This window comes from Pseudoxanthomonas suwonensis (assembly GCF_000972865.1).
Lineage (GTDB): Bacteria > Pseudomonadota > Gammaproteobacteria > Xanthomonadales > Xanthomonadaceae > Pseudoxanthomonas > Pseudoxanthomonas suwonensis_B.
This window is the reverse complement of the sequence record NZ_CP011144.1, coordinates 405,028-428,044: the sequence shown is the minus strand read 5'-3', so window position 1 is coordinate 428,044 and position 23,017 is coordinate 405,028. Positions and strand designations below refer to the sequence as shown.

Genomic DNA, 23,017 nt, shown 5'->3' with positions numbered 1-23,017 from the left:
GACTTGTCCGCGCAGCGGGCAAGGCCGCGCTGTCAGCGCACCGGCATGCCGGGCAGGGCGCCGGCGTCGGCGTCCAGCAGCGCCAGTGCGCCGCCGTCGAAGCCGGCCGACAGGATCATCCCTTCGCTGACGCCGAAGCGCATCTTGCGCGGAGCCAGGTTGGCGATGAACACCACGTGCCGGCCGACCAGCTGGTCCGGCTCGCCGTAGCTGGCGCGGATGCCGGAGAAGATCTGGCGCTGGCCCAGGTCGCCGGCGTCGAGCAGGAAGCGCAGCAGCTTGTCCGAGCCGTCGACGAAGCCGCACTCGAGCACCTTGCCGATCCGCAGGTCCAGCCTGGCGAAGTCCTCGATGCCGATGTACTGCGATGCGGCGCCGTCCGCGGCGGGAGCGGCCGGCTTCTCCTCGGCCTTCTTCGCCGGGGCAGCGGCGGGGGTGGCGGCGAGGGTGTCCTTCGAAGCGTCGGTCATGGCGTCGATCAGTTTGGGGTCAATGCGGGTGAACAGCGGCGAGTAAGCGTTGATGCCGTGCGCGACCAGCGGCGCGTCCAGGTCGGACCATGCGCGCACTGGCGCGCCGAGGAATCCGGCGGCTTGCGCGCTGGTGCGAGGCAGCACCGGCGCCAGCGCGGCGGCCAGCACCCGGAACAGGTTCAGGCCCTGGGTGCACACGGCCTGCAGTTCGGCATTGGCGCCGTCCTGCTTGGCGATCACCCAGGGTTTCTTCTCGTCGATATAGCGGTTGGCCTCGTCGGCCAGGGCCATCACCTGGCGCAGCGCGGCCGCCGGGTCGTTGCGCTCGTAGGCCGCGCGCACGTGTTCCAGTACGCCGACGAAGCGCGCGTACTGGCCCGGGTCGGGCAGGGCGTCGGCCAGGCGGCCGCCGAAGCGCTTGTCGACAAAGCCGGCGCAGCGGCTGGCCAGGTTGACGAACTTGCCGACCAGGTCGGCATTCACGCGTGCGGTGAAGTCGGCCAGGTTCAGGTCCAGGTCGTCGACGCCACCGGAGGACTTGGCCGCGTAGTAGTAGCGCAGCGCTTCCGGGTCCAGGCCCGCGTCCAGGTAGGTGCGGGCCATGATGAAGGTGCCGCGCGACTTGGACATCTTGGCGCCGTCCACGGTCAGGTAGCCGTTGACGTGCAGCCGGGTGGGCGCGCGCAGGCCGGCGCCGTGCAGCACCGCCGGCCAGAACAGGCCGTGGAAGTTGACGATGTCCTTGCCGATGAAGTGGTGCAGTTCGGCCTCGCTGTCCGGCGCGAGGAACGCGTCGAAGTCGGCGCCGTTCTCCGCGCACAGGTTCTTGAAGCTGCTCAGGTAGCCGATCGGCGCGTCCAGCCACACGTAGAAGTACTTGCCCGGCTGGCCGGGGATCTGGAAGCCGAAATAGGGCGCGTCGCGGGAGATGTCCCAGGCGCGCAGGCCGCCCTCGGTGTCCAGCCACTCCATCAGCTTGGCCTTGACCCCGGGCAGGGCCACGTCGCCGGCCAGCCACTGGCGCAGGAAGCCCTCGAAGCGGCCGACCTCGAAGAAGAAGTGCTCGGAGTCGCGCACTTCGGGCGTGGCGCCGGACAGCACCGACTTCGGTTCCTTCAGGTCGGTGGGCGAGTAGGTGGCGCCACAGACCTCGCAGTTGTCGCCGTACTGGTCGGCCGCGCCGCAGTTGGGGCAGATGCCCTTGATGTAGCGGTCGGGCAGGAACATGCCCTTGGCCGGGTCGTAGAACTGGGCCACGTTGCGGTGGGCGATATGGCCGCCGGCCTCGAGCCGGGCGTAGAACTGCTCGGTCAGTTCGCGGTTGGCCTCGGAGTTGGTCGAATCGTAATGGTCGAAGTCCACGCCGAAGGCGGCGAAGTCGCGCTCGTGGCTGGCCTGCATGCCGGCGATGAAGGCTTCCGGGGTGATCCCGGCCTTCTCCGCGGCGAGCATGATCGGGGTGCCGTGGGTGTCGTCGGCGCAGACGTAGTGCACGGTGTCGCCGCGCAGGCGCCGCGCCCGGACCCAGATGTCGGCCTGGATGTAGCCGACCAGGTGGCCCAGGTGCAGCGGGCCGTTGGCGTAGGGCAGGGCGTTGGTGACGAGCGCGGAGCGGGGCATGGGAGGCGTGCGGCTGGGGGTTGGCGATTATCGCATGGGGCCTGGCACCGGACCGGCGCCCCGATTGCCGTGGTGGCTCCCAAAAGAAGCGACCCGGTCGAAGCCGGGTCGCGGGCGCGGTGCGTGGGCGGGGCGCGTGCTACTGCCGCAGCCAGGTCTGCGACTTGCAGATGAAGGCGACGCAGCCGGACACCTCCAGCTTCTTGCCGCCCTCGACCAGCTCGATCTTCGACTTGTAGACCTTGCCCTCGTCGGGCTTGAGGATGGTGCCGCCGGCGTACTTGCCGCCGCCTTGCGGCTTCATCCCGCGGATGATCTCCATGCCGGTGATCGGCTTGTTCTTGCGGTCGTCGCTGCACTTGTCGCAGACCGGATTCGGCTTGCTCGGGTCGAGCAGCTCGACGATGTGGCCGCTGAGGGTGCCGTCCGCCGACTGGGTGATCTCGACGATCGACTTGGGCTTGCCGGTGTCGCTGTCGACGGTCTTCCAGCGGCCGACCGCCGAGTCGGCGGCCATCGCCGAACCGGCCGCGGCGGCACCGCCCAACAGCAGGGCAGGCAACAGCAGGGCGGCGAGAAACGATTTGGAACCGGTACTGCGCATGTCCCCTCCAGGATGTGGCGCCCCGGCCATGGTGGCCGAGGCGTGGCTGCACTCTAGCGCAGCCGGTCCCGGCTGCCTACGCCTGCGTACGGTGGCGGTGGCCAGCGGGTGCCGGGACAGGTGGCGTCGGTTCCCCCCGGTCCAGCCGAAGGCCAGACGGCCGGTGCGCCTGGCGGTGATCCAGGGCAGGGCCAACCGCGACGGCCTCAATCCTGATCGTCGGGCACCGGCTCCGGATCGACCTCGCCCTGTATCGCGGGTGCCGACAGCGTCGCAGGGGACGCGTCCCTTACCTGCTCCACATCGCCCACGTCCACCCTTCCTATGCGGACGTCGTGCCAGATCGAATCCTGATATTCGCGATACTGCTTCGGATCCCAGTACCTGGGGTTGTAGTACTGGGTCGAGTCGATCGTGCCTACACCCGGCACGACGATCTGCACCGGGCTGGTCGCGGATCCCACACGGCTGCCGGTCGCCTTGTTGAGTTCCCGGCGCAGGACGACTGCCAGGCGCGGCTCCGCGACCGAATCGGCGTACTCGGCGCGGATGGCCGGGCCCTCGCTCTCGGCCCGGGCGCGCTCGGTTTCGTCGAGCTGCTGCCAGTACAGGTCGCGCTTCTCGCTGAAGCTGCGGTAGCCCCGTTCGGCGGCCAGGCTCATCCACACATGGGCCAGCGCCCGGTCCTTCTCCGTGCCCAGGCCGATCCAGAGCATCTCGCCGACGATCGCCTGCGAAGGCTTGTCCGAATACCAGGCAGCCCGCTTGAACGCATTGAACGCCTTCTCGTGGTCCTTCTTGCCATAGGCGTCCAGTCCCCGAGATCGGTGAAGCAGGTCCGGATGGCTGTCGAGGAAGCCTGCAGCCACCAGCATTGGATCGATGGTGGGGTCGCCGCCCCGGGCCTTCTGCTGGGCGAGAAGGGGTGCAGTGGGGATCGTGAGAACCGCCAAGAGCAAGGGGGCCAGGAATTTTGGGGACATGCTCGGGATCGGCTGGAAGGGCTCCAGGGAATCGTACAGGGTGGAGGCGCTCCGGGAATCCCTCGTAAGTCATGCCCCCACGTTGCCGTAGCCCGGCCAGTGGAGAAGGGGCACCTGGAAAAAGAAGCGGCGCTTTCGCGCCGCTTCTGGTGTTGCCGTGGTTGGTTCCGTTCCGCGATCAGAACTTGTAGTTGTAGCGGACGAACAGCGAACGTCCGAACAGGTCGTACTGCGTTGCACTCCACGGGACATTGCCGATGCGGGTGTAGCCGACGCTGTTGGAAATGGTATCCGGTTCGGCATCGAACAGGTTGCGGACGCCGACCAGAACGTCCCAGTTGGGCTGCTGATAGCGCACCGAGACGCTGTGGTACAGGCGGTCTTCGGCCACGGTATCGTAGACGGCCCGGATCCATCCGAAATAGTTGGCTTCATTCGGGGCGTAATCGGCAGTGGCACCGGTGGCGGGAGTGAGGCGGGTCAGGCGCTTGCTCTTGCCCACGTACTCCATGCCCCAGGTGTAGGTCCAGTCGCCGCGCCTCAGCCTGGAGATCAGGTTGCCCACCAGCTTCGGCCGGCCAATGGCGCCGTTGCGATCGTTGGTGGCCAGGCCGTCGGCCGCAGTCGCGCTGAAGGTGCGGGCGTAGTCCTCGGTCATGTAGGTGAATTCACCCTGGATGTCGAGCTTGCCGTACGAGTAGTCACCTTCGTAGCGGGCCAGCAAGTCATAGCCGCGCACCTTCTGCTTGTCCACGTTGACGTAGGTCGGATACACCACGTTGATCCGGTTCGGATTCGTCGCGGCGGTCGACGGGTTGCGCTCCAGCCTCGTGCAGTAGTAGTTCGGGAACACCTCGGCGTAGTAGCAGCCGGCGAGGATCTGCGCGGAGGTCAGCTCGGCGATCTGATTGTTGACCTCGAACTCGAAGTAGTCCAATGCCAGGCTGAGCGGAACGAACGTCGGCGTCCACACCATGCCGGCAGTGAAGGCCTGGGAGGTTTCCGGCTCCAGGTAGTCGCCTGCGCCCTGCTTGAACGCTTCGAAGGTGACCGCATTGCCGTTGTAGGTTTCGGGAATGCCGACGGCGGCGCAGTTGGCGCGCAGGAAGGCATTCTGCGACAGTCCCCACTGGACGCAGGGGTCGGTGCCGCTGGCCGCGGTCTGGCTCACGAAGCTGGACTGGTCGCCCAGGAACAGCTCGTACAGGCCGGGGGCGCGGAAGGAGGTGCCCTTGGTGGCGCGCAGCTTGAACGAAGGCACGACCTGCCAGCCCAAGCCGGCCTTCCACACCGAGTCCGAGGTGTTGATGGTGTCGTAGTCGAAGGCGCGGGCGGAGAGGTTGAGGGTCAGGGCCTCGACGGCCGGCAGCCCCTTGAGCAGCGGCACTTCGATTTCAGTGAAGAGTTCCTTCACCTTCTCGGTACCCTTGGTTTCCTGCGCAGTGCTGACGCCCCAGACCGCAGCGGTCTTCTCCAGTTCGTCCGGCTGGTCGTCGATGCTGAACTGGCGGTATTCCACTCCGAACGCCGCAGCGACGGCGCCGGCCGGCAGGTCGAACAATTCGCCGGTAGCAACCGCGTTGAACACAAACTGGTCGTACACGGTATTGCCTTCGTACCAGACGCCTGTGGCTGCGACCAGGGCATCGATACCAGTACCGTCCAGATAGCCCTTGCTCTGGTCGTAGTAATCGACCACCGGGGAAGTGCTGACGTACTGCAGGTCGCCGCTCTTGCTCTTGTCGATACCCAGTACGTTGTAGTCGCCGCTGGAGCGCGAGTACGAGCCGTTCACGGTCCAGGCCCAGGTATCGGTGGACTTGAACAGGCCGTCGAGGCTGGAGTTCAAGTAGAAGTAGTCGATATCGATTTCCTGCTTGTACCAGTACGGCATGACCGGCTGGGCGATGCCGGAAGGCACCGGCGTGGAGAAGCTGCTGCCGTCCGTGTACCTGTAAGACGGAATGACCGCAGTGGTGCCACCGGTCAGCGGGAAGAACTGGCGCAGGCTCTGCGAACTGGTCTGGCGCTTGTTGTACAGGAGCTCGGTGTTCCAGTTCACATCGCCCAGCGAGAAGCTGGCGCTGGAGAACACGCTGTAGCGCTCGTTCTTCGGGATGATCTGGACGTCTTCAAAGAACGGAAAGTTCAGCCAGTCCTCGTAAGACGCCTGGCCGCTGTTGCCGGGGCCGTAGTTGGGGTTCAGGCGCGGGCGATAGCCCGGCATCAGGCCCACCGTGACGCCGTTTGGCGAGGGGACGTAGCGCAGGCCGGAAACCGCATCGATGACCGTGTTGGCGTACAGGTTGGTGGAGTTGCAGCCTTCCAGGCCGGTGCCGACCAGGCTGGAGCGGTCTTCGCGGTCGATGATGTTGCCGCTCTGGTCGCGGACCAGGTCCTGGGCGCACCTCAGGTATCTGCGGGCCCCGGCAGTCAGCGGATTGATCCGGTAATACTCGGCGGCAAGGACGATGTTGCCGCTGTCGAAATTCCAGCCGGTGGCGCCGGAAACCTGCCAGATCTCGCCGCCACCCAGCACGAAGGGCAGGCGGGTGTTGAAGGTGAGCTCGGGCCGGTCGATGTTCTTGCGGGTGATGATGTTGGCCACGCCGGCCAGTGCGTCGGAACCGTAGATCGACGAGGAGCCGTCCTTCAGGATTTCGATGCGCTGGACGATGGACGAGGGGATCACGTTCAGGTCGAAGGCCGCGACGGCGCCGCGGGTACCGGCCGGGCCGGGGCGGTGGCCGTTGAGCAGCACGGCGGTGCGTTGGGCACCCAGACCGCGGAGGTTGACGGTCTGCACGCCGGCGCCGCCTTCGATGACGGAACTGCTGAACTGCTCGCCGATCTGGGTGGAGCCGGCGGCGATGCTGGAGTTCTGCAGGAATTCGGCCGTATCCACCATGCCGACCGCGACGCTGGCTTCGGCGGTGATGATTTGGACGGGCGAAATGGAGTCGTACTCGACCCGGCGCAGCAGCGAGCCGGTCACGGTGACCTTGTCCAGAGTGGTGGTGGCGCCCGATGTGCTCCGCTGCTCCTGCTCCTGCTCCTGGGCTTCTTCGGTTTCATCCGCAGGAGTGGACTGGGCGAGGGCGGAACCGCCATAGAGGCAGCCCATCACCGCGACGAAGAGCGGCAACTTATTGAATTTGCGCGTGTTTTTCTCGAGTCTCATGTGCGTCCCCATGTTTTCCCCAAAAAAAGAAGTGATGCAGATCACAACCCAGTCGTTATGCTTGGGTTAAGGCTGAGTATAGGGAGCGTTTCGTGGCTTTCGCAACTAATGGCACATGCGTACGTCATGCGATTGTCATAGCGGGAGTGCATAAGCGTCCGGACGGTGGTCCCGGAGCGACAAAAAAACCCGGGCCGCCCCCCGGCCCGGGTTCTGGCTGGCTGGCGATGGCCAGCCGGCGTTGCCGCTAGGCCCGTCAGGGGCGGGCTGGCGGCATCAAAGTCCCCCCGGCCCGCAATCCTTCGCCAGGTACTGTTCGATCAGCGCCAGCGTCTGCGTCTGGTGGCGCGGGTACCACGGCATGCTGTGCGGCATGTCGGCGATCAGTTCGAACCTGGCCGGCACATTGCCCTTCACCGCATTGTAGAAGTCGCGGGCGTGGAAGGAGGGGGTGCGCACGTCGCGGTCACCGACGTAGGTCAGCAGCGGGATGTTGGCCTTGTGGGTATTGAGCATCGGATCCATGCCAGTCACCGTGCGGCCCTGCAGGATGCGTTGCACGCGGTTGTCGCTCCAGGAGCGGCCCAGCTTGCCAAGGTTGGCGACCGGGGCGCCGGCGATGGCGCACTGGTAGGGACTGTCCGGGCGAACGACCGCCGCTGCGGCGGCGAAGCCGCCGTAGGAATAGCCGAAGATCGCGATGCGGTTGGGGTCGGCGATACCCTGCTGGACCAGCCAGGCCGCGCCGTCGTCCTTGTCGTCCTGCATCTTATGCCCCCATTCGGCATCGCCGGCCAGCCACAGCTTGCGTCCGAGCCCGGCCGAACCGCGGTACTGCGGCCGCAGCACGGCATAGCCACGCGAAGTCAGGAATGGCACCCAGCCAGAGCCGTCCCACCCGGTGTAATCGCGCGCCCAGGGGCCGCCGTGCGGATGGATGATGGTGGGCAGCGAGTCGTCGCCCTGTTTCCAGCCTGCCGGGAGGTCAAGGATGGCCGGGATCTTCATGCCGTCGCGTGCGGTGTAGGTCACCCAGCGCTGCTCGCCGATCTGCTTCGAATCGATCCAGGGACGCTGGCCGCCCAGGAGCTTCGACCTACTGCGGTCCAACAGCAGGTAATAGGCCGGTGCGCTGCTGGCGCTGGACGTGGCGTACAGCACCCGTGACAGGTCGTCATTGTAGCCGGTGATGGAGACCGTCTTGCCCGGATAGGCCTGCTTCAACCCGTCGTGGATCGATTTCATGGCCGGGTCGACGTAGGTCGTTTCAGGTTGCGGGCCGTCGATGCTGAAGCCCAGCACGCGGTTGAAGTTGCTAGGCTGTGAGCCGAGGATCAGGTTCCTGATCGAGAACTCGGGATGTGCCAGCAGGGGCTCGGCATCGAACTGGCGAGTCGCCGGATCGTACATCCAGGCCTGCACCAAGTCGGAGAACAGGTCGGTGAGCACGTAGAACTTGCCGGTTTCCTCGTCGATGCCGACGATGTCGACGGTGTAGCGCTCGCTGAGCTTGCGGGTGAGGTTGTCGTGGACCTCGAACTTGCCGGACTGGCGGTTCTTGATATGCACGCGCTGCTCGTACTCGCCGGAGGCCACGCCTTCGAGTTCGGTGCGGGTCAGCAGGTCGCCGGTGCGGGGGTCGAACAGGCCGGGGCTCGTGCGCCCACCGGCGCGCAGCAGCAGCTTGGTCTCGTTGGTGCGCAGGTTGTACAGGTAGTAGTCCCCGCTCAACGTCAAGATGTTGAACTGCTGGATGATGACGTTGTCCGGATCCAGCGGCAGCGTGTTGACCAGGCTGGCCGAGCCGCCGATCTCCAGGCAGCGCTTCATCTCCTCGCTGACCCCCAGCTTGCGGGTGTTGTCGGCGAACGCCTCGCCGAAGCGCTTGTGCCTGGCATCAGTGAGATAGGCCTTGGTGACGAAAGTCTTGGTCGCGCCGGTGGCGCTGCCCTCGCCGCAGCCGGCCAGTTGCCCGGTCCATTCCTGACGGCCGATGGCCAGAACCCTATCCGCCTTCATCGCATTGGCGCCGATGAACTTCATGCGGTCATTGGAGGGCGTGATCATCGGGCCGGCGTCCAAGTTGGCCAGGTCCCAGGTGGCCAGCGCCGTGTCCTGTCTATCGCCGACGGGGGAGACGACCAGCGCGACCAGGTTCTTGCCATCGGTGCTCATGGAGACCGACTGGATCTCCGGCATCTTGGCGAATGCTTCGGCGGGAATCGGCTCACGCGCCAGGACGCTCCCGGAGATGAGCAGTAGCGAGGCTGCAACGGCCTTGGTGATCTTCATGGGCATGGATGATCTTGTCCTCGTGGTCGCTGGCGGGCGCGAAGGCCGGCCACCTTGGGATTTCCCTATCGGATTCGGTGTTCCGCCGCCATCGGGGCCAGGCCGCGGATGGATGCTCGGGCAGATGTCCCCGAGTGGACCATGAAAAGCATGCAACTCCCCGTCCGGCATAATGTGGCAGGACACCGCCCGTGTATAGGCCCGGGACCGGGGCGCGGTGGACAGTCCCGGTCGCTCGCCTTCACTTTGGATCAAGCACATGCACGTCCGCGCCCACGCCGTACAGCCGGGTCTTTCGCCTTCTCCGCGCGTGCGCAACGTCATCGCCGTCGGCTCGGGCAAGGGCGGGGTCGGCAAGTCCACCACCGCGGTCAACCTGGCCCTGGCCCTGCAGCGGCTGGGGGCGAAGGTCGGCGTGCTGGACGCGGACGTCTACGGCCCCAGCGTGCCGGCCATGCTTGGCCTGTCGGGGCGACCGGAAAGCCCGGACGACAAGTCGATCGAGCCGATGCGCGCGTTCGGGGTGGAGGCCATGTCGATCGGCCTGCTGGTGGATGCCGACACGCCGATGATCTGGCGCGGGCCGATGGCCACCTCGGCGCTGACCCAGCTGTTCGCCGACACCCGCTGGGGCGACCTGGACTACCTGCTGGTCGACCTGCCGCCCGGCACCGGCGACATCCAGCTGACCCTGGCGCAGAAGATCCCGGTGGCCGGCGCGGTGATCGTGACCACGCCGCAGGAGATCGCCACCCTGGATGCGCGCAAGGCGCTGAAGATGTTCGAGAAGGTGCACGTGCCGGTGCTGGGCATCGTCGAGAACATGGCGGTGCACGTGTGCTCGAACTGCGGGCATGCCGAGCACCTGTTCGGCCAGGGCGGCGGCGAGGCGATGGCGCGGCAGTACGGGGTGCCGTTGCTCGGGTCGCTGCCGCTGGACCTGCGCATCCGCGAGCAGGGCGACGCCGGCGTGCCGGTGGTGGCCGCCGCCCCCGACTCGGCGCCGGCCCAGGCCTACCTGGCCGCGGCCCAGGCGATGGCCGCGCAGCTGGCCACGCGGCCGCGCGCCTCGATCCCGATCGCCTCGACGCTGGCCTGAACCGGGCGTTTCCCTTGTAGGAGCGGGCATGACCGCGACACGGGAGTCGGAATCACCGTGGGCGTCGCCTGTGCCAACGGCGTCGTGTCGCGGTCATGCCCGCTCCTACAAGGGAAGTGGGCTCGGCTAGAATCGGCCGGTCACGGGCCGCCGCGCCCCAGGAAACACCGCATGAGCATCAAGAGCGACCGCTGGATCCGCCGCATGGCCGAGCAGCACGGGATGATCGAGCCGTTCGAGCCGGGCCAGGTCAAGCACGCGGCCGATGGCCAGCGCATCGTCAGCTACGGCACTTCCAGCTACGGCTACGACGTGCGCTGCTCGCGCGAGTTCAAGGTGTTCACCAACATCAACTCGACCATCGTCGACCCCAAGCACTTCGACCCGAAGAGCTTCGTCGACGTCGAGGCCGACGAGTGCATCATCCCGCCCAACAGCTTCGCCCTGGCGCGCACGGTCGAGTTCTTCCGCATCCCGCGCGACGTGCTGGTGGTGTGCCTGGGCAAGAGCACCTATGCGCGCTGCGGGATCATCGTCAACGTGACCCCGCTGGAGCCGGAGTGGGAAGGGCACGTGACCCTGGAGTTCAGCAACACCACGCCGCTGCCGGCGCGGATCTACGCCAACGAGGGCGTGGCGCAGATGCTGTTCTTCCAGTCCGACGCCGACGACGTCTGCGAGACCTCGTACCGGGACCGCGGCGGCAAGTACCAGGGGCAGACCGGGGTCACCCTGCCGCGGACCTGATCGATCGCGTGCCGGCAGGCGGTAGCGCGGAAAGCACCGTCGGCCGTCGTCCCGGCGAACGCCGGGACCGGCGCCTTGGCTTTCCGTCCCTGAGACAAACAGCAGAAGTCGCTGGATCCCGGCGTTCGCCGGGACGACGGTGTTGCGCGTGCACGGGCCCGCTGTGACCGATGGAGACGTTGCGCCGCGGACCGGTGGATCCGGGGCTACTTGCGCTTGAACAGCAGCCCCACGCCGACCGCGACCAGCAGCGCCGGCCACCAGGTGGCCAGCAGGCTGCCCAGCCCGCTGTCGATCCATCCCAGGTTGCGGGCCAGGAAGAACAGGCCCAGGACGATCAGGACGAGCGCGGCGAACAGGTTGGAGCCCATGGCGGAGGGTCGGCGATAGGGATGAGGGCGCCTATCCTAGCCGCGAACGCCACGCCGCGGCACGTGCGGCCAGCGCGTCGGCCTCGTGGCGCACCGCCGCGCCGCTGCCCCAGACCGGGCCGGGCCAGGCCGGATCGCCGGCATGGCGGCCGACCAGGTGCACGTGCAGCTGGCGGACGATGTTGCCGAGCGCGCCGATGTTGAGCTTCTCCACCCCCGGCTCGCCGTGCAGCAGCTGCGCGGCGCGGTTGAGCTCGGCCAGCAGCAGGCGCTGCTGGCCGCCGTCCAGGTCGATCCACTCGCTGGCGCCGGGCACGCGCGGCACCAGCAGCAGCCAGGGAAAGCGGGTGTCGTCCATCAGCCGCACCTGCGACAGCGGGCCGTCGGCGACGAACACGCTGTCGGCGGCCAGCCGCGGATCCAGTTCGAACGCGCCGCCGTCGCTCATTGCAGGTGCTCGGCGAGGAAGTCCAGGCTGCGCTCGCGTGCCAGCCGGGCGCTGCCCTTGTCGTAGGCTTTCGGGTCGACGTCGCGGTTGAAGGCGTGGCCGGCCGGATAGGTGAACACCGGCATGGCCGGCAGCCGCCGCCGGTGGGCGTCCACCGCCTCGGGCTTGATCGAGGAATCGTGTTCGCCGAAGTGGAACATCACCGGCGCCTTAGGCGCGTCCACCAGCGCCGGGTCGTCGAGGTGGGGCAGGTTGCGCGCGCCGTAGTAGCTGACCGAGGGCAGGCCGAGCCTGAGCGCCGAGAGCATCGCCACGGTGCCGCCCCAGCAGTAGCCGACGGTGCCCACCGCGGGGTTCGCCTGGAAGGCGGCCAGGTGCGCGCGCAGGTGCGAGGCGGCGGACTCGACGATGCCCAGCGCGCGGTCCATGCCCAGCCGGTCGACCAGTTCGCGGCCGCGGGCGAAGCCGGCCTCGTCGTAGCCCAGTTCCATGCCGGGCTCGACCGGATCGAAGAACGCCGGCGCCAGCACCGCATAGCCTTCGGCGGCGTAGCCGTCGGCCACGTCGCGGATGTGCGGGTTGACCCCGAAGATCTCCTGGATCACGACCAGGCCGGCCTTCGGCTGCGCGGCCGGGTCGGCCTGCCAGGCGGCGACGGTGCCTGCGGGGGTGTCCAGCTGGATCCACTGGCCCATGGGGCTGCTCCGGTGGGAAGGGCCGCCCAGTGTAGGCGCCGGTTGGTGGGCGTGCCGTCATGCCCGGCGTTCCGGTGCGCCGTCCATGGAGGGAGGGGCCTGCCATCCGGCAGCCCAGAGAATGAGGGTTCCGGGAAAAACCAGTCACCGTCGTCCCGGCGTCCGCCGGGACGACGGGCGCGGAGGACGGGCCGGTTACTGAACGCCGGTCCAGGCGGCGCGGGCCGGCCGCGTATAATTCCGCGCCCCGGCCGCGCCGGGTCCGCCACCGTTCCGGCAGCCCGTTCACCGAATCTCCTATGTCCCTGCAGAACCCCAAGGTCGGCTTCGTCAGCCTCGGCTGCCCGAAGGCGCTGGTCGACTCCGAACGCATCCTCACCCAGCTGCGGGTCGAGGGCTACGCCATCGTGCCCAGCTACGACGACGCCGACGTGGTGGTGGTCAACACCTGTGGCTTCATCGACTCGGCGGTGGCCGAGTCGCTGGACGCGATCGGCGAGGCGATGAACGAGAACGGCAAGGTCATCGTCACCGGCTGCCTGGGCAAGCGCTCGGAACTGATCCGCGAGCAGTACCCGGACGTGCTGGCGATCTCCGGCCCGCAGGACTACGGCAGCGTGATGGAGGCGGTGCACGCGGCGCTGCCGCCCAGGCACGATCCGTTCGTCGATCTGGTTCCCCGCGGACGCCTTGGCGTCCGCGATGAAGAGGATGTCGGGATCAAGCTCACGCCGCACCACTACGCCTACCTGAAGATTTCCGAGGGCTGCAACCACCGCTGCAGCTTCTGCATCATCCCCTCGATGCGCGGCGACCTGGTCTCGCGCCCGGTGGACGAGGTGCTGCGCGAGGCCGAGCGGCTGGTCAAGGGCGGCGTGCGCGAACTGCTGGTGGTCTCGCAGGACACCTCGGCCTATGGCGTGGACCTGAAGTACGCCGCGCGGCAGTGGCGCGGCCGCGAGTACCAGACCCGGATGAAGGCGTTGTGTGAGGGCCTGTCCGAACTGGATGCGTGGACCCGCCTGCACTACGTCTACCCGTATCCGCACGTGGACGACGTCATCCCGCTGATGGCCGAGGGCAAGGTCCTTCCCTACCTGGACATCCCGTTCCAGCACGCCAGCCCGCGCGTGCTCAAGCTGATGAAGCGCCCGGGCGCGGTCGACAAGACCCTCGAGCGCGTGCAGCGCTGGCGCGCGGCGTGCCCGCAGCTGACCCTGCGCTCGACCTTCATCGTCGGCTTCCCCGGCGAGACCGAGGCCGAGTTCGAGGAACTGCTCGACTTCCTCGACGAGGCGCAGCTGGACCGGGTCGGTGCCTTCGCCTATTCGCCGGTGGATGGCGCGGCGGCCAACGCGCTGCCCGACCCGGTACCCGAAGAGGTCAAGCAGGAACGCCTGGCCCGCTTCATGGAGCGCCAGGGCGAGATTTCCGCCGCGCGTCTGGAAGCCAAGGTCGGCACCGTGCAGCGCTGCCTGGTCGACCTGCTCGATGGCGAGCTGGCGCTCGCCCGCTCGATGGCCGATGCCCCGGAGATCGACGGCACCGTGCAGATCCAGGACGGACGCGATGCCGGCCTGCAGCCGGGCGAGTTCGTCGACGTGCGGATCATGGGCAGCGACGAGCACGACCTGTACGGCGAGGTGGAGTATGCCGAGGCGTCGGGCGATTCCGCGCCGCTGGGGCTGCGCCTGGTCTAGGCCGTTCGCTCCGTAGTGAGGCGCTCCTTCCTGCAGCCGACCGTCATCCGACCCAACGCCGCCACCATCACCGTCGTTCCCGCGAAGGCGGGAACCCAGCGACTTTGCACGCCGTGGCCGATAGCGGCGCATCAAGTCACTGGGTGACCAGCCATTCGGCTGTGGAAAAGCGCCTCACGCCTTCGCGGGAACAACGGCTTCCTTGTCCCTAGCGCGGACGACGGTTTTTTCTTGCGGTGGATTGCCGATACGGCGCGGGCTCAGCCGCCGTACTCCACCGACACGATGGCGAACCGCGCCGCCCCACCCGGCAGCTGCGCCTCCATTTCGTCGTCGACCCGCTTCTTCAGCAGCGCCCGCGCCAGCGGTGAGTCGATGCTGATCCAGCCGGCCGCCGCGTCGGTTTCGTCCGGGCCGACGATGCGGTAGCGGACCAGTTCGCCGCTGTCGATCCGCTCCAATTCGACCCAGGCGCCGAAGAACACCGCCTCCGGATCGGACGGTGCCGCGTCGATCACCCGCAGCGCCGGCACGCGCTTGCTCAGGTAGCGCACGCGCCGGTCGATCTCGCCCAGTTGCTTCTTGCGGTAGGTGTACTCGGCGTTCTCCGAGCGGTCGCCCTCGGCCGCGGCGGCGGCCAGCGCCTTGACCACCTCCGGGCGCCGCACCCGCCACAGCTCGTCCAGTTCGGCCTTCAGCCGCTCGTGGCCGGCGCGGGTGATCAGCGCGGTGCTCTTCTCGGGTGGGGGACGCCAGCGGGACATGCGGGTCTTGCGGCAGTGACGGGCCGGTATTGTGTAGGAGCCGGGTTCAGCCGGCGACACGCCACGTCGGCACAGGCGACGCCCTCATGATCCGACGCTCGTGTCGCCGGCTGAACCCGGCTCCTACAAGAGCGTCAGCGCTTCTTGCCGCCGAACACGCCCAGGATCCCGCGCACCACCTGGTTGGTGATGGTGCGCGCGGCCTGCTTGCTGGAGGCCTCGATCACGCCCTGGCGGCGGCCGTTGCCGAACAGCACGTCCTGCACCGCCTTGCCGAAGCCGCCGTCCTGCGCCGGTGCCTGGGTGCGCCCGCCCGTGCCACGGCCACGCGCCGGTGGCGCCTCGGCGGCGTCGGCCGCGGCCTGCGCGCGGGCGGCCAGCATTTCCGCCGCCGATTCGCGGTCGATGGCCTTGTCGTAGCGCGTGCCCAGCGGGCTGCCGGCACGCACCTGCGCGCGCTCGGCTTCGCTGATCGCGCCCATCCGGCAGCGCGGCGGCGCGATCAGGGTCTGCTGCACCGGCGAGGGCACGCCCTTGTCCTGCAGCGTGGAGACCAGCGCCTCGCCGGTGCCCAGCTGCGACAGCACCGAGGCCACGTCGAGTCGTGGATTGGTCACGAAGGTCTCGGCCGCGGTCCTGACCGCCTTCTGGTCGCGCGGGGTGTAGGCGCGCAGCGCGTGCTGCACGCGGTTGCCGAGCTGGCCGAGGATGTTGTCCGGCACGTCGTCGGGGAACTGCGAGCAGAAGTACACGCCCACGCCCTTGGAACGGATCAGCCGCACCACCTGCTCGATGCGCTGGCGCAGCGCCGGTGGCGCGTCGTCGAACAGCAGGTGGGCCTCGTCGAAGATGAAGGCCAGCCGGGGCTTGTCCAGGTCGCCGACCTCGGGCAGGTTCTCGAACAGTTCCGACAGCAGCCACAGCAGGAAGGTGGCGTACAGGCGCGGCTTGAGGATCAGCTGGTCGGCGGCGAGGATGCCGATCACGCCGCGGCCGTCGTGGTTGACCCGCATGATGTCGGCCAACTCCAGGGCCGGTTCGCCGAAGAAGCCCTCGCCGCCGTCCTGCGCCAGGCGCAGCAGCGCGCGCTGGATCGCCGCCACCGACTGCGGGCTGACCAAACCGTATTCGGTGGAGACCGCCTTGCGCTCCTCGGCCACCAGGTTGAGCAGGGCGCGCAGGTCGGCCAGGTCCAGCAGCAGCAGGCCGCGGTCGTCGGCCAGCTTGAACACGATGTCGAGCACGCCGGCCTGGGTGTCGTTCAGTTCCAGGATGCGGCCGAGCAGGGTCGGGCCCATCTCGCTGACCGTGGTCCGCACCGGGTGGCCCAGCTTCCCGTACAGGTCCCAGAACACCACCGGGCTGGCGGCGGGCGCGTAGCCGGCCACGCCGATCTCGTTGGCGCGGTCGAGCAGCTTGCCGCTGGCCTCGCCGGCCACCGCCAGTCCGGCCACGTCGCCCTTCACGTCGGCCATGAATACCGGCACCCCGATCCGCGAGAAGCCCTCGGCCAGGGTCATCAGGGTCACGGTCTTGCCGGTGCCGGTGGCACCGGCGACCAGGCCGTGGCGGTTGCCGTACTTCGGCTGCAGGACGACAGGAATGTCGTCGGTGATGCCCTTGCCCAGCAGGATCGGGTCCATTCGCTGCCTCCTGGCGGAATCGTATGGGTGTCCCAGCCGATTCTAGCGGCACGTCCAGCGGCCCGCCGCGGCTTGCCGCGCGCGCCGGCGGGGGGCTAACCTGCCAGTCGCTCCGTCTGCCGATGTGTCCCGATGTTCTCCCGTTTGCGTAAAGGCTGGCCGCTGGCCGCCGTCCTGCTGTTCTGCTTCACTCCCTCCGCCTTCGCCCAGCGCGTCCCGGCCAAGGACAAGGCCGCCGCCGACGTGCTGGTCCAGCGCATGGCCGCCGCCGAGCAACGCTACCGCGACGCCCTGGTCCTGGCCGCCAACGGCGATCCCAAGGGCACGACCGAGAGCAACGAGGCGCTGGAGGACATGGAGGACGTGGTCGATGCCTGCGTGAAGCAGCGCGGCTGCCCGATGTCCGACCTGCTGGCGACCTGGAAGCGCCTGCTCAAGGCCGAGGTCGACGTCGCCGGCGAGGAACTGGACGAGGACCCGGGCGAGGACGAACTGCTCGAGGCCGACACCGCGCTGGCCGCCGACATCCCCGAGGCGGCGCGCACCGCCCGGCTGGTCGGCGACGACAACCGCCACGCCTTCGACCGCATGGTCCAGTTCAACCCGGCAGTGCAGGCCGGCATCCGCCGCTGGCTGACCGACATGCGGCCGGCGCTGATGACCAGCTACGAGAACTACCAGGCGATGCGCCACCTGATGTGGCCGGAGTTCGAGCGCCAGGGGCTGCCCGAGGCGCTGCTGTTCGGGATCATGGCCAAGGAATCCAATGGCCGCGTGCACGCGGTGTCGCGCGCCGGCGCGGCCGGGCCGATGCAGTTCATGCCCGCCACCGGCCGCCGTTTCGGCCTGGGCCCGGACGACACCGGCTTCGATAGCCGTTACGACCCGCGCAGCGCGGCCATGGCCAGCGCGGCCTACCTCAACGAACGGTTGCGGCAGCTCAACAACGACATGGAACTGTCGCTGGCCGGCTACAACGGCGGCGAGGGCCGGGCCCTGCGCGTGCACCGGGCCAGCGGCGGCACCGGGTTCTGGAACGCCTCGGTCTACGACCAGTTCCCGGCCGAGACCCGCGATTACGTGCCGATGGTGATCGCCGCGGCCTGGATCTACCTGCACCCGCGCCAGTATGGCGTGACCTTCCCGAAGGTCGACGCGCACCCGGCCCAGTTCAAGCTCACCCGTCCGGCCAGCATCTACGAACTGACCATCTGCCTGGGCAACCAGGGTTCGCACAACGGCTACATGCGCACCCTGCGCAACCTCAATCCGCGCTACGAGGCCGATGCCTGGATCCCGGCCGGGACCACGCTCAACGCCACCACCCGGATCGCCGGCCTGTACCACCGCCACTGCAGCGGCGGCGCGCGCGCCGACCTGGCGCGGGCGCTGGTCACCGCCGACGTCAACATGGCGCTGGTGCGCGACACGCCGTACGGGAATGTCGCCGTGGGCAACGTGACCCCGCTGCCGGGCGCGCCACGGGCCGCGGCCGCGCCGGCGGCCAAGCCGAAGGTCCGCAGCTACAAGGTCGCCCAGGGCGACACCCTGGGCCGCATCGCCCAGCGCCACGGCTGCGACGTGAAGACACTGGCCCGCGCCAACGGTCTCAAGGCGCCCGCCTACAGCGTGCGCCAGGGCCAGCAGCTGCAGCTGGAAGGCTGCCGCATGTAGGAGCCCACATCAGTGGGCGACACGGGCGTCGGGATCACGAAGGCGTCGCCTGTGCCGAGGGCGTCGTGTCGCCGGCTGAACCCGGCTCCTACAACAGCTGCGACGCGGCCGCTTTCCTGTAGGAGCTGACTTCAGTCGGCGACACGGGCGTCGGGATCACGAAGGTGTCGCCTGTGCCGAGGGGGTCGTGTCGCCGGCTGAACCCGGCTCCTACAACCGCCGCGACGCGGCCGCTCTTCTGTAGGAGCTGACTTCAGTCGGCGACACGGGCGTCGGGATCACGAAGGTGTCGCCTGTGCCGAGGGGGTCGTGTCGCCGGCTGAACCCGGCTCCTACAACCGCTACGACGCGGCCGCTCTTCTGTAGGAGCTGACTTCAGTCGGCGACACGGGCGTCGGAAACACGGGGGCGTCGCCTGTGCCGACGGCATAGCGTCGCGTGCAAGCCCGGCTCCTACAAAGGGTTCAGCGCGTGCGGTAAGCCAGCGCTTGCCCCAGCCGCACCGGTGATTCGGCCGCCAGCCCCGGCGCCAGCGTCGCCGCGCCCGGCGGCAGCAGCACGATCACCGTGGAGCCATAGTTGAAGCGTGCCATCTCGGCGAAGCGCTCCAGCACGATGCCCTTGCCGCGCCAGTCCTTGCGGGTGACGGCGTCGCCATAGGCGGGGATCTCCTCGCCGCTCCACACCGTCTCCACCCCCGAGACCAGCAGCGCGCCGACCATCACCGAGGCCATCGGCCCGAAGTCGGTGTCGAAGTGGCAGACCAGGCGCTCGTTGCGGGCGAACAGCCGCGGCACCTTCGCCACCGCCGCCGGGCCGACGCTGAACAGCCGCCCGGGCACGTGCACGGTCTCGCGCAGGGTGCCGGTCCAGGGCATGTGCACGCGGTGGTAGTCGCGCGGCGACAGGTACACGGTGGCGTAGCGGCCGCCGGCAAACGCGCGTGCGGCCTCCGCGTCGCCGAGCAGTTCCTCGACGCCGAACGACTGGCCCTTGGCCTGGAAGCAGCGCCCGTCCTCGATCGCGCCGAGTTGGCTGATCCGGCCGTCGGCCGGCATCAGCAGCGCGCGCGGGTCCGGATCGGGCATGCGCGCACCGGGCTTCAGCGCGCGGGTGAAGAAGGCGTTGAAGCTCGGATAGGCGGCCGGGTCCGGCTGCGCGGCCTCGTCCAGGTCCACGCCGAAGCGGCGCACCACCGTATCGATCAGCCGCTGCTTCAACCACGGCTTCTGCGAATACGCGGCGCGGCGCGCGAGCGAGGACAGCAGCCGGTGCGGCAGCGCCCAGCTCAGGGTGGTCGCCAGGCTCACGGCGCGCGGTCCTGCGCGGTCAGGCGTGCCAGGTCGTCGGCGATGGCCGCCGGCTGGAACGGCGGCCGGATCAGCCCGGCCAGCCGGCCCTGCGGGTCGAGCACGGCGATGTTGGCCGAATGGTCGACGCTGTAGTCCTGCGGGTTCTGCTCGAAGCCCTTGCCCGGCACCTTCATGAACACGAAGCCGACCGAGGTGGCGAACTTTTCCAGCGCCGGCACGTCGCCGGTCGCGGCCAGGGTGTCGGGGTGGAACGCGTGCGCGTATTCGCCGGCCTTGCGCGGGTCGTCGCGCTCGGGGTCCACCGACACGAACAGCACCCGCGGGCGGGTCGATTCGGGCAGCGCCTCCCACTGCTTCTGCGCCTGGGCCAGCTCGGCCAGGGTGGTCGGGCACACGTCCGGGCAGAAGGTGAAGCCGAGGAACACCAGGGTCCAGTGCCCGGCCAGTTCGCCCGGCACCAGCGGCGTGCCGTCGGACTGGCGCAGGTTGAACGGCGGCAGCTCGCGCGGTTGCGGCAACAGGGTGACGGTCTGTAGGGCCGGGGCGGACGGGACGTCGTCGCGGCCGAGCAGGTGGTAGGCGGCCAGCAGCCCGAGGCCGGCGGCGAGCGCGGCGACGAGGATGTAGCCGAAGGTGCGGTTGAACATGCGTCAGCGGTCCGGAGGCGGCTTTCAGGCCGGCCATGATACCGGCAGCGCCGGGAGGCCGACGTCATGGCCCCGGGGGCGATGGCCTATAATCGCCGGCCTTTCCCGACCGACGCGCCCGCGCGGCGCCGCGCCATGACCGCCGACCCGGCCGCCGAGCTGCACACGATCATCGACCTGATCCGCTACGGCGGCAGCCGCTTCAACGCGGCCGGGCTGACCTTCGGCCACAGCTACGACAACGCCATGGACGAGGCGACCCAGCTGGTCCTGCACGCCCTGCACCTGCCGCACGACCTGAGCCCGGTCTACGGCCAGTCGCGGCTGACCACGGAAGAGAAGCGCACGATCCTGGCCCTGTTCCAGCGCCGCATCGACGAGCGCGTGCCGGCCGCCTACCTGACCGGCGAGGCCTGGTTCGCCGGGCTCAGCTTCAAGTCCGATGCGCGCGCGCTGGTGCCGCGCTCGCCGATCGCCGAACTGATCGAGAACGGCTTCGAGCCGTGGCTGGGCGGGCGCGAGGTGCGCCGCGCGCTGGACCTGTGCACCGGCTCGGGCTGTATTGCCATTGCCATGGGCCACCACAACCCGGACTGGCAGGTCGACGGCGTGGACATCAGCGACGACGCCCTGGCCCTGGCCTCCGAGAACAAGGCGCGCCTGCACGCCGACAACGTGACCCTGCTCAAGTCCGACCTGTTCGCCGGCCTGACCGGGCGCCACTACGAGCTGATCGTCAGCAACCCGCCGTACGTCACCGACGACGAGACCGACGCGCTGCCGAAGGAATATTCGTACGAGCCGGAACTGGGCCTGCGCGCCGGCCCCGACGGGCTGGACCTGGTGCTGAAGATCCTGCGCGACGCGCCGCTGCACCTGTCGCAGGACGGCCTGCTGATCTGCGAGGTCGGCGAGTCCGAGCGGCACCTGGTCGAACTGCTGCCGGAACTGGACCTGGCCTGGATCGAGTTCAAGGTCGGGCAGATGGGCATCTTCGCGGTCGAGTGCCGCGACCTGATCGCGCACAACGCGCGCATCGCCGAGTTGGCCGCGGCGCGGAGCTGAGGTTTCGCAGGCCGGAAGGGCAAAGGCAAACGCGAACGCGCTGGCTTCGGAGGGAGTCCGCCGTCCTGCGGGGAGGGGGCGCACCCTTCGGGACGACATCCTGTCTTTACTCAGGGCCGTGGCACATCCATGTGCCACTTGCCCCCCCCTCCCCGCAGGCCGACGGCCTTCGGTGCGGGTCCGGGTATGCGCTTCGGTGGAGCAAGAGCTACGGCCAGGCCAAAGCGCTGCTTTGTCTCCCGCGCGACCGAAGACACAGGTCTTAAAGATCGCGAAAGTCCGCCACCGCATGGGGGATGGACCAAGTGGCACATGGATGTGCCACGACCCGAGTAAAGACAGGATGTCGTCCCGAGGGATGGGCCATCCCCCACGCGGTGGCGGACTCCGTCCGAAGCCAGCGTTCTTGCCTTGTCCGGTTGGTGTGCGGGTAACGCTCCCCGTTTCGATCCGCCGAAACCGTTGCCAAGGCAACGTTTCGACCTGGCCTGACGCACTGCAGCAACCGCGCCGATATGCGATCCTTGCGCGTCTTCCACCGGTTCTCCCCCGCGGAGCGCGCCTTGAGCAGCAACACCTTCGGCAAGCTGTTGTCGATCACCACCTTCGGCGAGTCGCATGGCCCGGCCATCGGCTGCGTGGTCGACGGCTGCCCGCCAGGACTGGAGCTGGCGCCGGAGGAGTTCGCCCACGACCTGCAGCGCCGCGCCACCGGCAAGTCGCGCCACACCTCGGCGCGGCGCGAGGCTGACGAGGTCGAGATCCTGTCCGGCGTCTACGAAGGCCGCACCACCGGCACCCCGATCGCGCTGCTGGTCCGCAACACCGACGCGCGCAGCAAGGACTACGCGAACATCGCCGCGCAGTTCCGCCCGGGCCATGCCGACTACAGCTACTGGCAGAAGTACGGCATCCGCGACCCGCGCGGCGGCGGCCGCAGCTCGGCGCGCGAGACCACCATGCGCGTGGCCGCCGCGGTGATCGCCAAGAAGTGGCTCAGGCAGCGTTACGGCGTGACCGTGCGCGGCTTCCTGGCCCAGTTGGGCGAAGTCGCACCGGCCGGCTTCGACTGGAGCGCGGTGGAAGACAACCCGTTCTTCTGGCCGCACGCGGCGCAGGTGCCGGAGCTGGAGGCGTACATGGACGCGCTGCGCAAGTCCGGCGATTCGGTCGGAGCACGGGTCACGGTGGTCGCCGATGGCGTGCCGCCGGGCTGGGGCGAACCGATCTACGGCAAGCTCGACGGCGAACTGGCCGCGGCGCTGATGAGCATCAACGCGGTCAAGGGCGTGGAGATCGGCGACGGTTTCGGCGTGGTCGCGCAGAAGGGCACGCACCACCGCGACCTGATTGCGCCGGAAGGCTTCGCCAGCAACCACGCCGGCGGCATCCTCGGCGGCATCTCCACCGGCCAGCAGGTGGTCGCCTCGCTCGCGCTCAAGCCCACCTCCAGCCTGCGCCTGCCCGGGCCGACCGTGGACGTGGACGGCAACGCGGTGGAGGTGGTCACCACCGGCCGCCACGATCCGTGCGTGGGCATCCGCGCCACGCCGATCGCCGAGGCAATGGTCGCGCTGGTGCTGATGGACCAGGCGCTGCGCCACCGCGCCCAGTGCGGCGACGTCGGCGAGGTCGCGCCGCGCATTCCCGCGGGCGCCGGCGATATCGGCGCGGCCGGGCAGGGGAGCCGGGACTAGG

The 23,017-nt window shown here is 68.8% G+C and carries 18 protein-coding genes; 6 read left to right on the top strand and 12 right to left on the bottom strand.

The genetic code is table 11. The annotated features are described in order from the left end of the window. Positions 1 to 32: 32 nt before the first annotated feature. The 5 genes from metG to WQ53_RS01790 all read right to left on the bottom strand — a co-directional run bounded on the left by metG (position 33) and on the right by WQ53_RS01790 (position 9,159). A complete protein-coding gene (metG, locus tag WQ53_RS01810) occupies positions 33 to 2,093 on the bottom strand; it encodes a methionine--tRNA ligase (protein WP_052629868.1) in 2,061 nt (686 codons plus the stop codon). A gap of 139 nt (positions 2,094 to 2,232) precedes the next feature. Next, positions 2,233 to 2,697: a DUF2147 domain-containing protein gene (locus tag WQ53_RS01805; protein WP_052629865.1), complete on the bottom strand. Its 465-nt coding sequence runs from the start codon at positions 2,695 to 2,697 to the stop codon at positions 2,233 to 2,235. A 206-nt stretch (positions 2,698 to 2,903) separates the two neighbouring features. Next, positions 2,904 to 3,680: a sel1 repeat family protein gene (locus tag WQ53_RS01800; protein ID WP_144409193.1), complete on the bottom strand. Its 777-nt coding sequence runs from the start codon at positions 3,678 to 3,680 to the stop codon at positions 2,904 to 2,906. 178 nt (positions 3,681 to 3,858) lie between these two features. Next, entirely contained in the window at positions 3,859 to 6,906 is a 3,048-nt protein-coding gene (locus WQ53_RS01795; protein ID WP_236685887.1) for a TonB-dependent receptor domain-containing protein, read from the bottom strand. 231 nt (positions 6,907 to 7,137) lie between these two features. After that, positions 7,138 to 9,159, bottom strand: a complete 2,022-nt coding sequence (locus WQ53_RS01790) for an alpha/beta hydrolase family protein (protein WP_052629856.1) — start codon at positions 9,157 to 9,159, stop codon at positions 7,138 to 7,140. A 253-nt stretch (positions 9,160 to 9,412) separates the two neighbouring features. On the opposite strand from WQ53_RS01790, the gene apbC reads away from it, so the two are divergent. After that, complete coding sequence (gene apbC / locus WQ53_RS01785) at positions 9,413 to 10,252, top strand: iron-sulfur cluster carrier protein ApbC (protein ID WP_052629854.1); 840 nt, start codon at positions 9,413 to 9,415, stop codon at positions 10,250 to 10,252. A 171-nt stretch (positions 10,253 to 10,423) separates the two neighbouring features. Continuing rightward, on the top strand, positions 10,424 to 10,999 hold the full coding sequence (gene dcd, locus WQ53_RS01780; RefSeq protein ID WP_052629851.1) for a dCTP deaminase: 576 nt from the start codon (positions 10,424 to 10,426) through the stop codon (positions 10,997 to 10,999). A 206-nt stretch (positions 11,000 to 11,205) separates the two neighbouring features. On the opposite strand, the gene WQ53_RS17130 is transcribed toward dcd, so the two are convergent. The 3 genes from WQ53_RS17130 to WQ53_RS01770 are packed head-to-tail and all read right to left on the bottom strand — an operon-like array spanning position 11,206 to position 12,513. Further along, positions 11,206 to 11,370 carry a LiaI-LiaF-like domain-containing protein gene (locus tag WQ53_RS17130; protein ID WP_173427195.1) on the bottom strand — a complete coding sequence of 55 codons (165 nt, stop codon included), beginning with the start codon at positions 11,368 to 11,370 and terminating at the stop codon, positions 11,206 to 11,208. 31 nt (positions 11,371 to 11,401) lie between these two features. Further along, positions 11,402 to 11,818, bottom strand: a complete 417-nt coding sequence (locus tag WQ53_RS01775; RefSeq protein WP_052629848.1) for an HIT domain-containing protein — start codon at positions 11,816 to 11,818, stop codon at positions 11,402 to 11,404. Further along, on the bottom strand, positions 11,815 to 12,513 hold the full coding sequence (locus tag WQ53_RS01770; RefSeq protein WP_052629845.1) for a dienelactone hydrolase family protein: 699 nt from the start codon (positions 12,511 to 12,513) through the stop codon (positions 11,815 to 11,817). Before WQ53_RS01770 ends, WQ53_RS01775 begins: the two co-directional genes overlap by 4 nt. A gap of 299 nt (positions 12,514 to 12,812) precedes the next feature. On the opposite strand from WQ53_RS01770, the gene rimO reads away from it, so the two are divergent. Further along, on the top strand, positions 12,813 to 14,213 hold the full coding sequence (gene rimO, locus WQ53_RS01765; protein ID WP_052629843.1) for a 30S ribosomal protein S12 methylthiotransferase RimO: 1,401 nt from the start codon (positions 12,813 to 12,815) through the stop codon (positions 14,211 to 14,213). A 260-nt stretch (positions 14,214 to 14,473) separates the two neighbouring features. Here the strand turns inward: rimO and greB are convergent, their stop codons facing one another. Continuing rightward, entirely contained in the window at positions 14,474 to 14,977 is a 504-nt protein-coding gene (gene greB, locus WQ53_RS01760) for a transcription elongation factor GreB (protein WP_052629840.1), read from the bottom strand. Between the two features lie 134 nt (positions 14,978 to 15,111). After that, positions 15,112 to 16,620 carry a helicase HerA-like domain-containing protein gene (locus tag WQ53_RS01755; protein ID WP_052629837.1) on the bottom strand — a complete coding sequence of 503 codons (1,509 nt, stop codon included), beginning with the start codon at positions 16,618 to 16,620 and terminating at the stop codon, positions 15,112 to 15,114. A gap of 132 nt (positions 16,621 to 16,752) precedes the next feature. On the opposite strand from WQ53_RS01755, the gene WQ53_RS01750 reads away from it, so the two are divergent. Next, positions 16,753 to 18,294, top strand: a complete 1,542-nt coding sequence (locus WQ53_RS01750; protein WP_052629834.1) for a transglycosylase SLT domain-containing protein — start codon at positions 16,753 to 16,755, stop codon at positions 18,292 to 18,294. A 464-nt stretch (positions 18,295 to 18,758) separates the two neighbouring features. On the opposite strand, the gene asd is transcribed toward WQ53_RS01750, so the two are convergent. Next, positions 18,759 to 19,604 carry an archaetidylserine decarboxylase gene (asd, locus tag WQ53_RS01745; protein WP_052629830.1) on the bottom strand — a complete coding sequence of 282 codons (846 nt, stop codon included), beginning with the start codon at positions 19,602 to 19,604 and terminating at the stop codon, positions 18,759 to 18,761. Then, positions 19,601 to 20,254 (bottom strand): SCO family protein, encoded by a 654-nt coding sequence (locus WQ53_RS01740; RefSeq protein ID WP_052629828.1) that lies wholly within the window; start codon positions 20,252 to 20,254, stop codon positions 19,601 to 19,603. The genes asd and WQ53_RS01740 overlap by 4 nt, the downstream gene beginning before the upstream one ends. Before the next feature lie 135 nt (positions 20,255 to 20,389). Here WQ53_RS01740 and prmB point away from each other — a divergent pair, with 135 nt between their 5' ends. Both prmB and aroC read left to right on the top strand, forming a co-directional pair. After that, on the top strand, positions 20,390 to 21,319 hold the full coding sequence (gene prmB / locus WQ53_RS01735) for a 50S ribosomal protein L3 N(5)-glutamine methyltransferase (protein ID WP_052629825.1): 930 nt from the start codon (positions 20,390 to 20,392) through the stop codon (positions 21,317 to 21,319). A 563-nt stretch (positions 21,320 to 21,882) separates the two neighbouring features. Then, a complete protein-coding gene (gene aroC, locus WQ53_RS01730; RefSeq protein ID WP_052629822.1) occupies positions 21,883 to 23,016 on the top strand; it encodes a chorismate synthase in 1,134 nt (377 codons plus the stop codon). The last annotated feature ends 1 nt before the right edge of the window (position 23,017 follow it).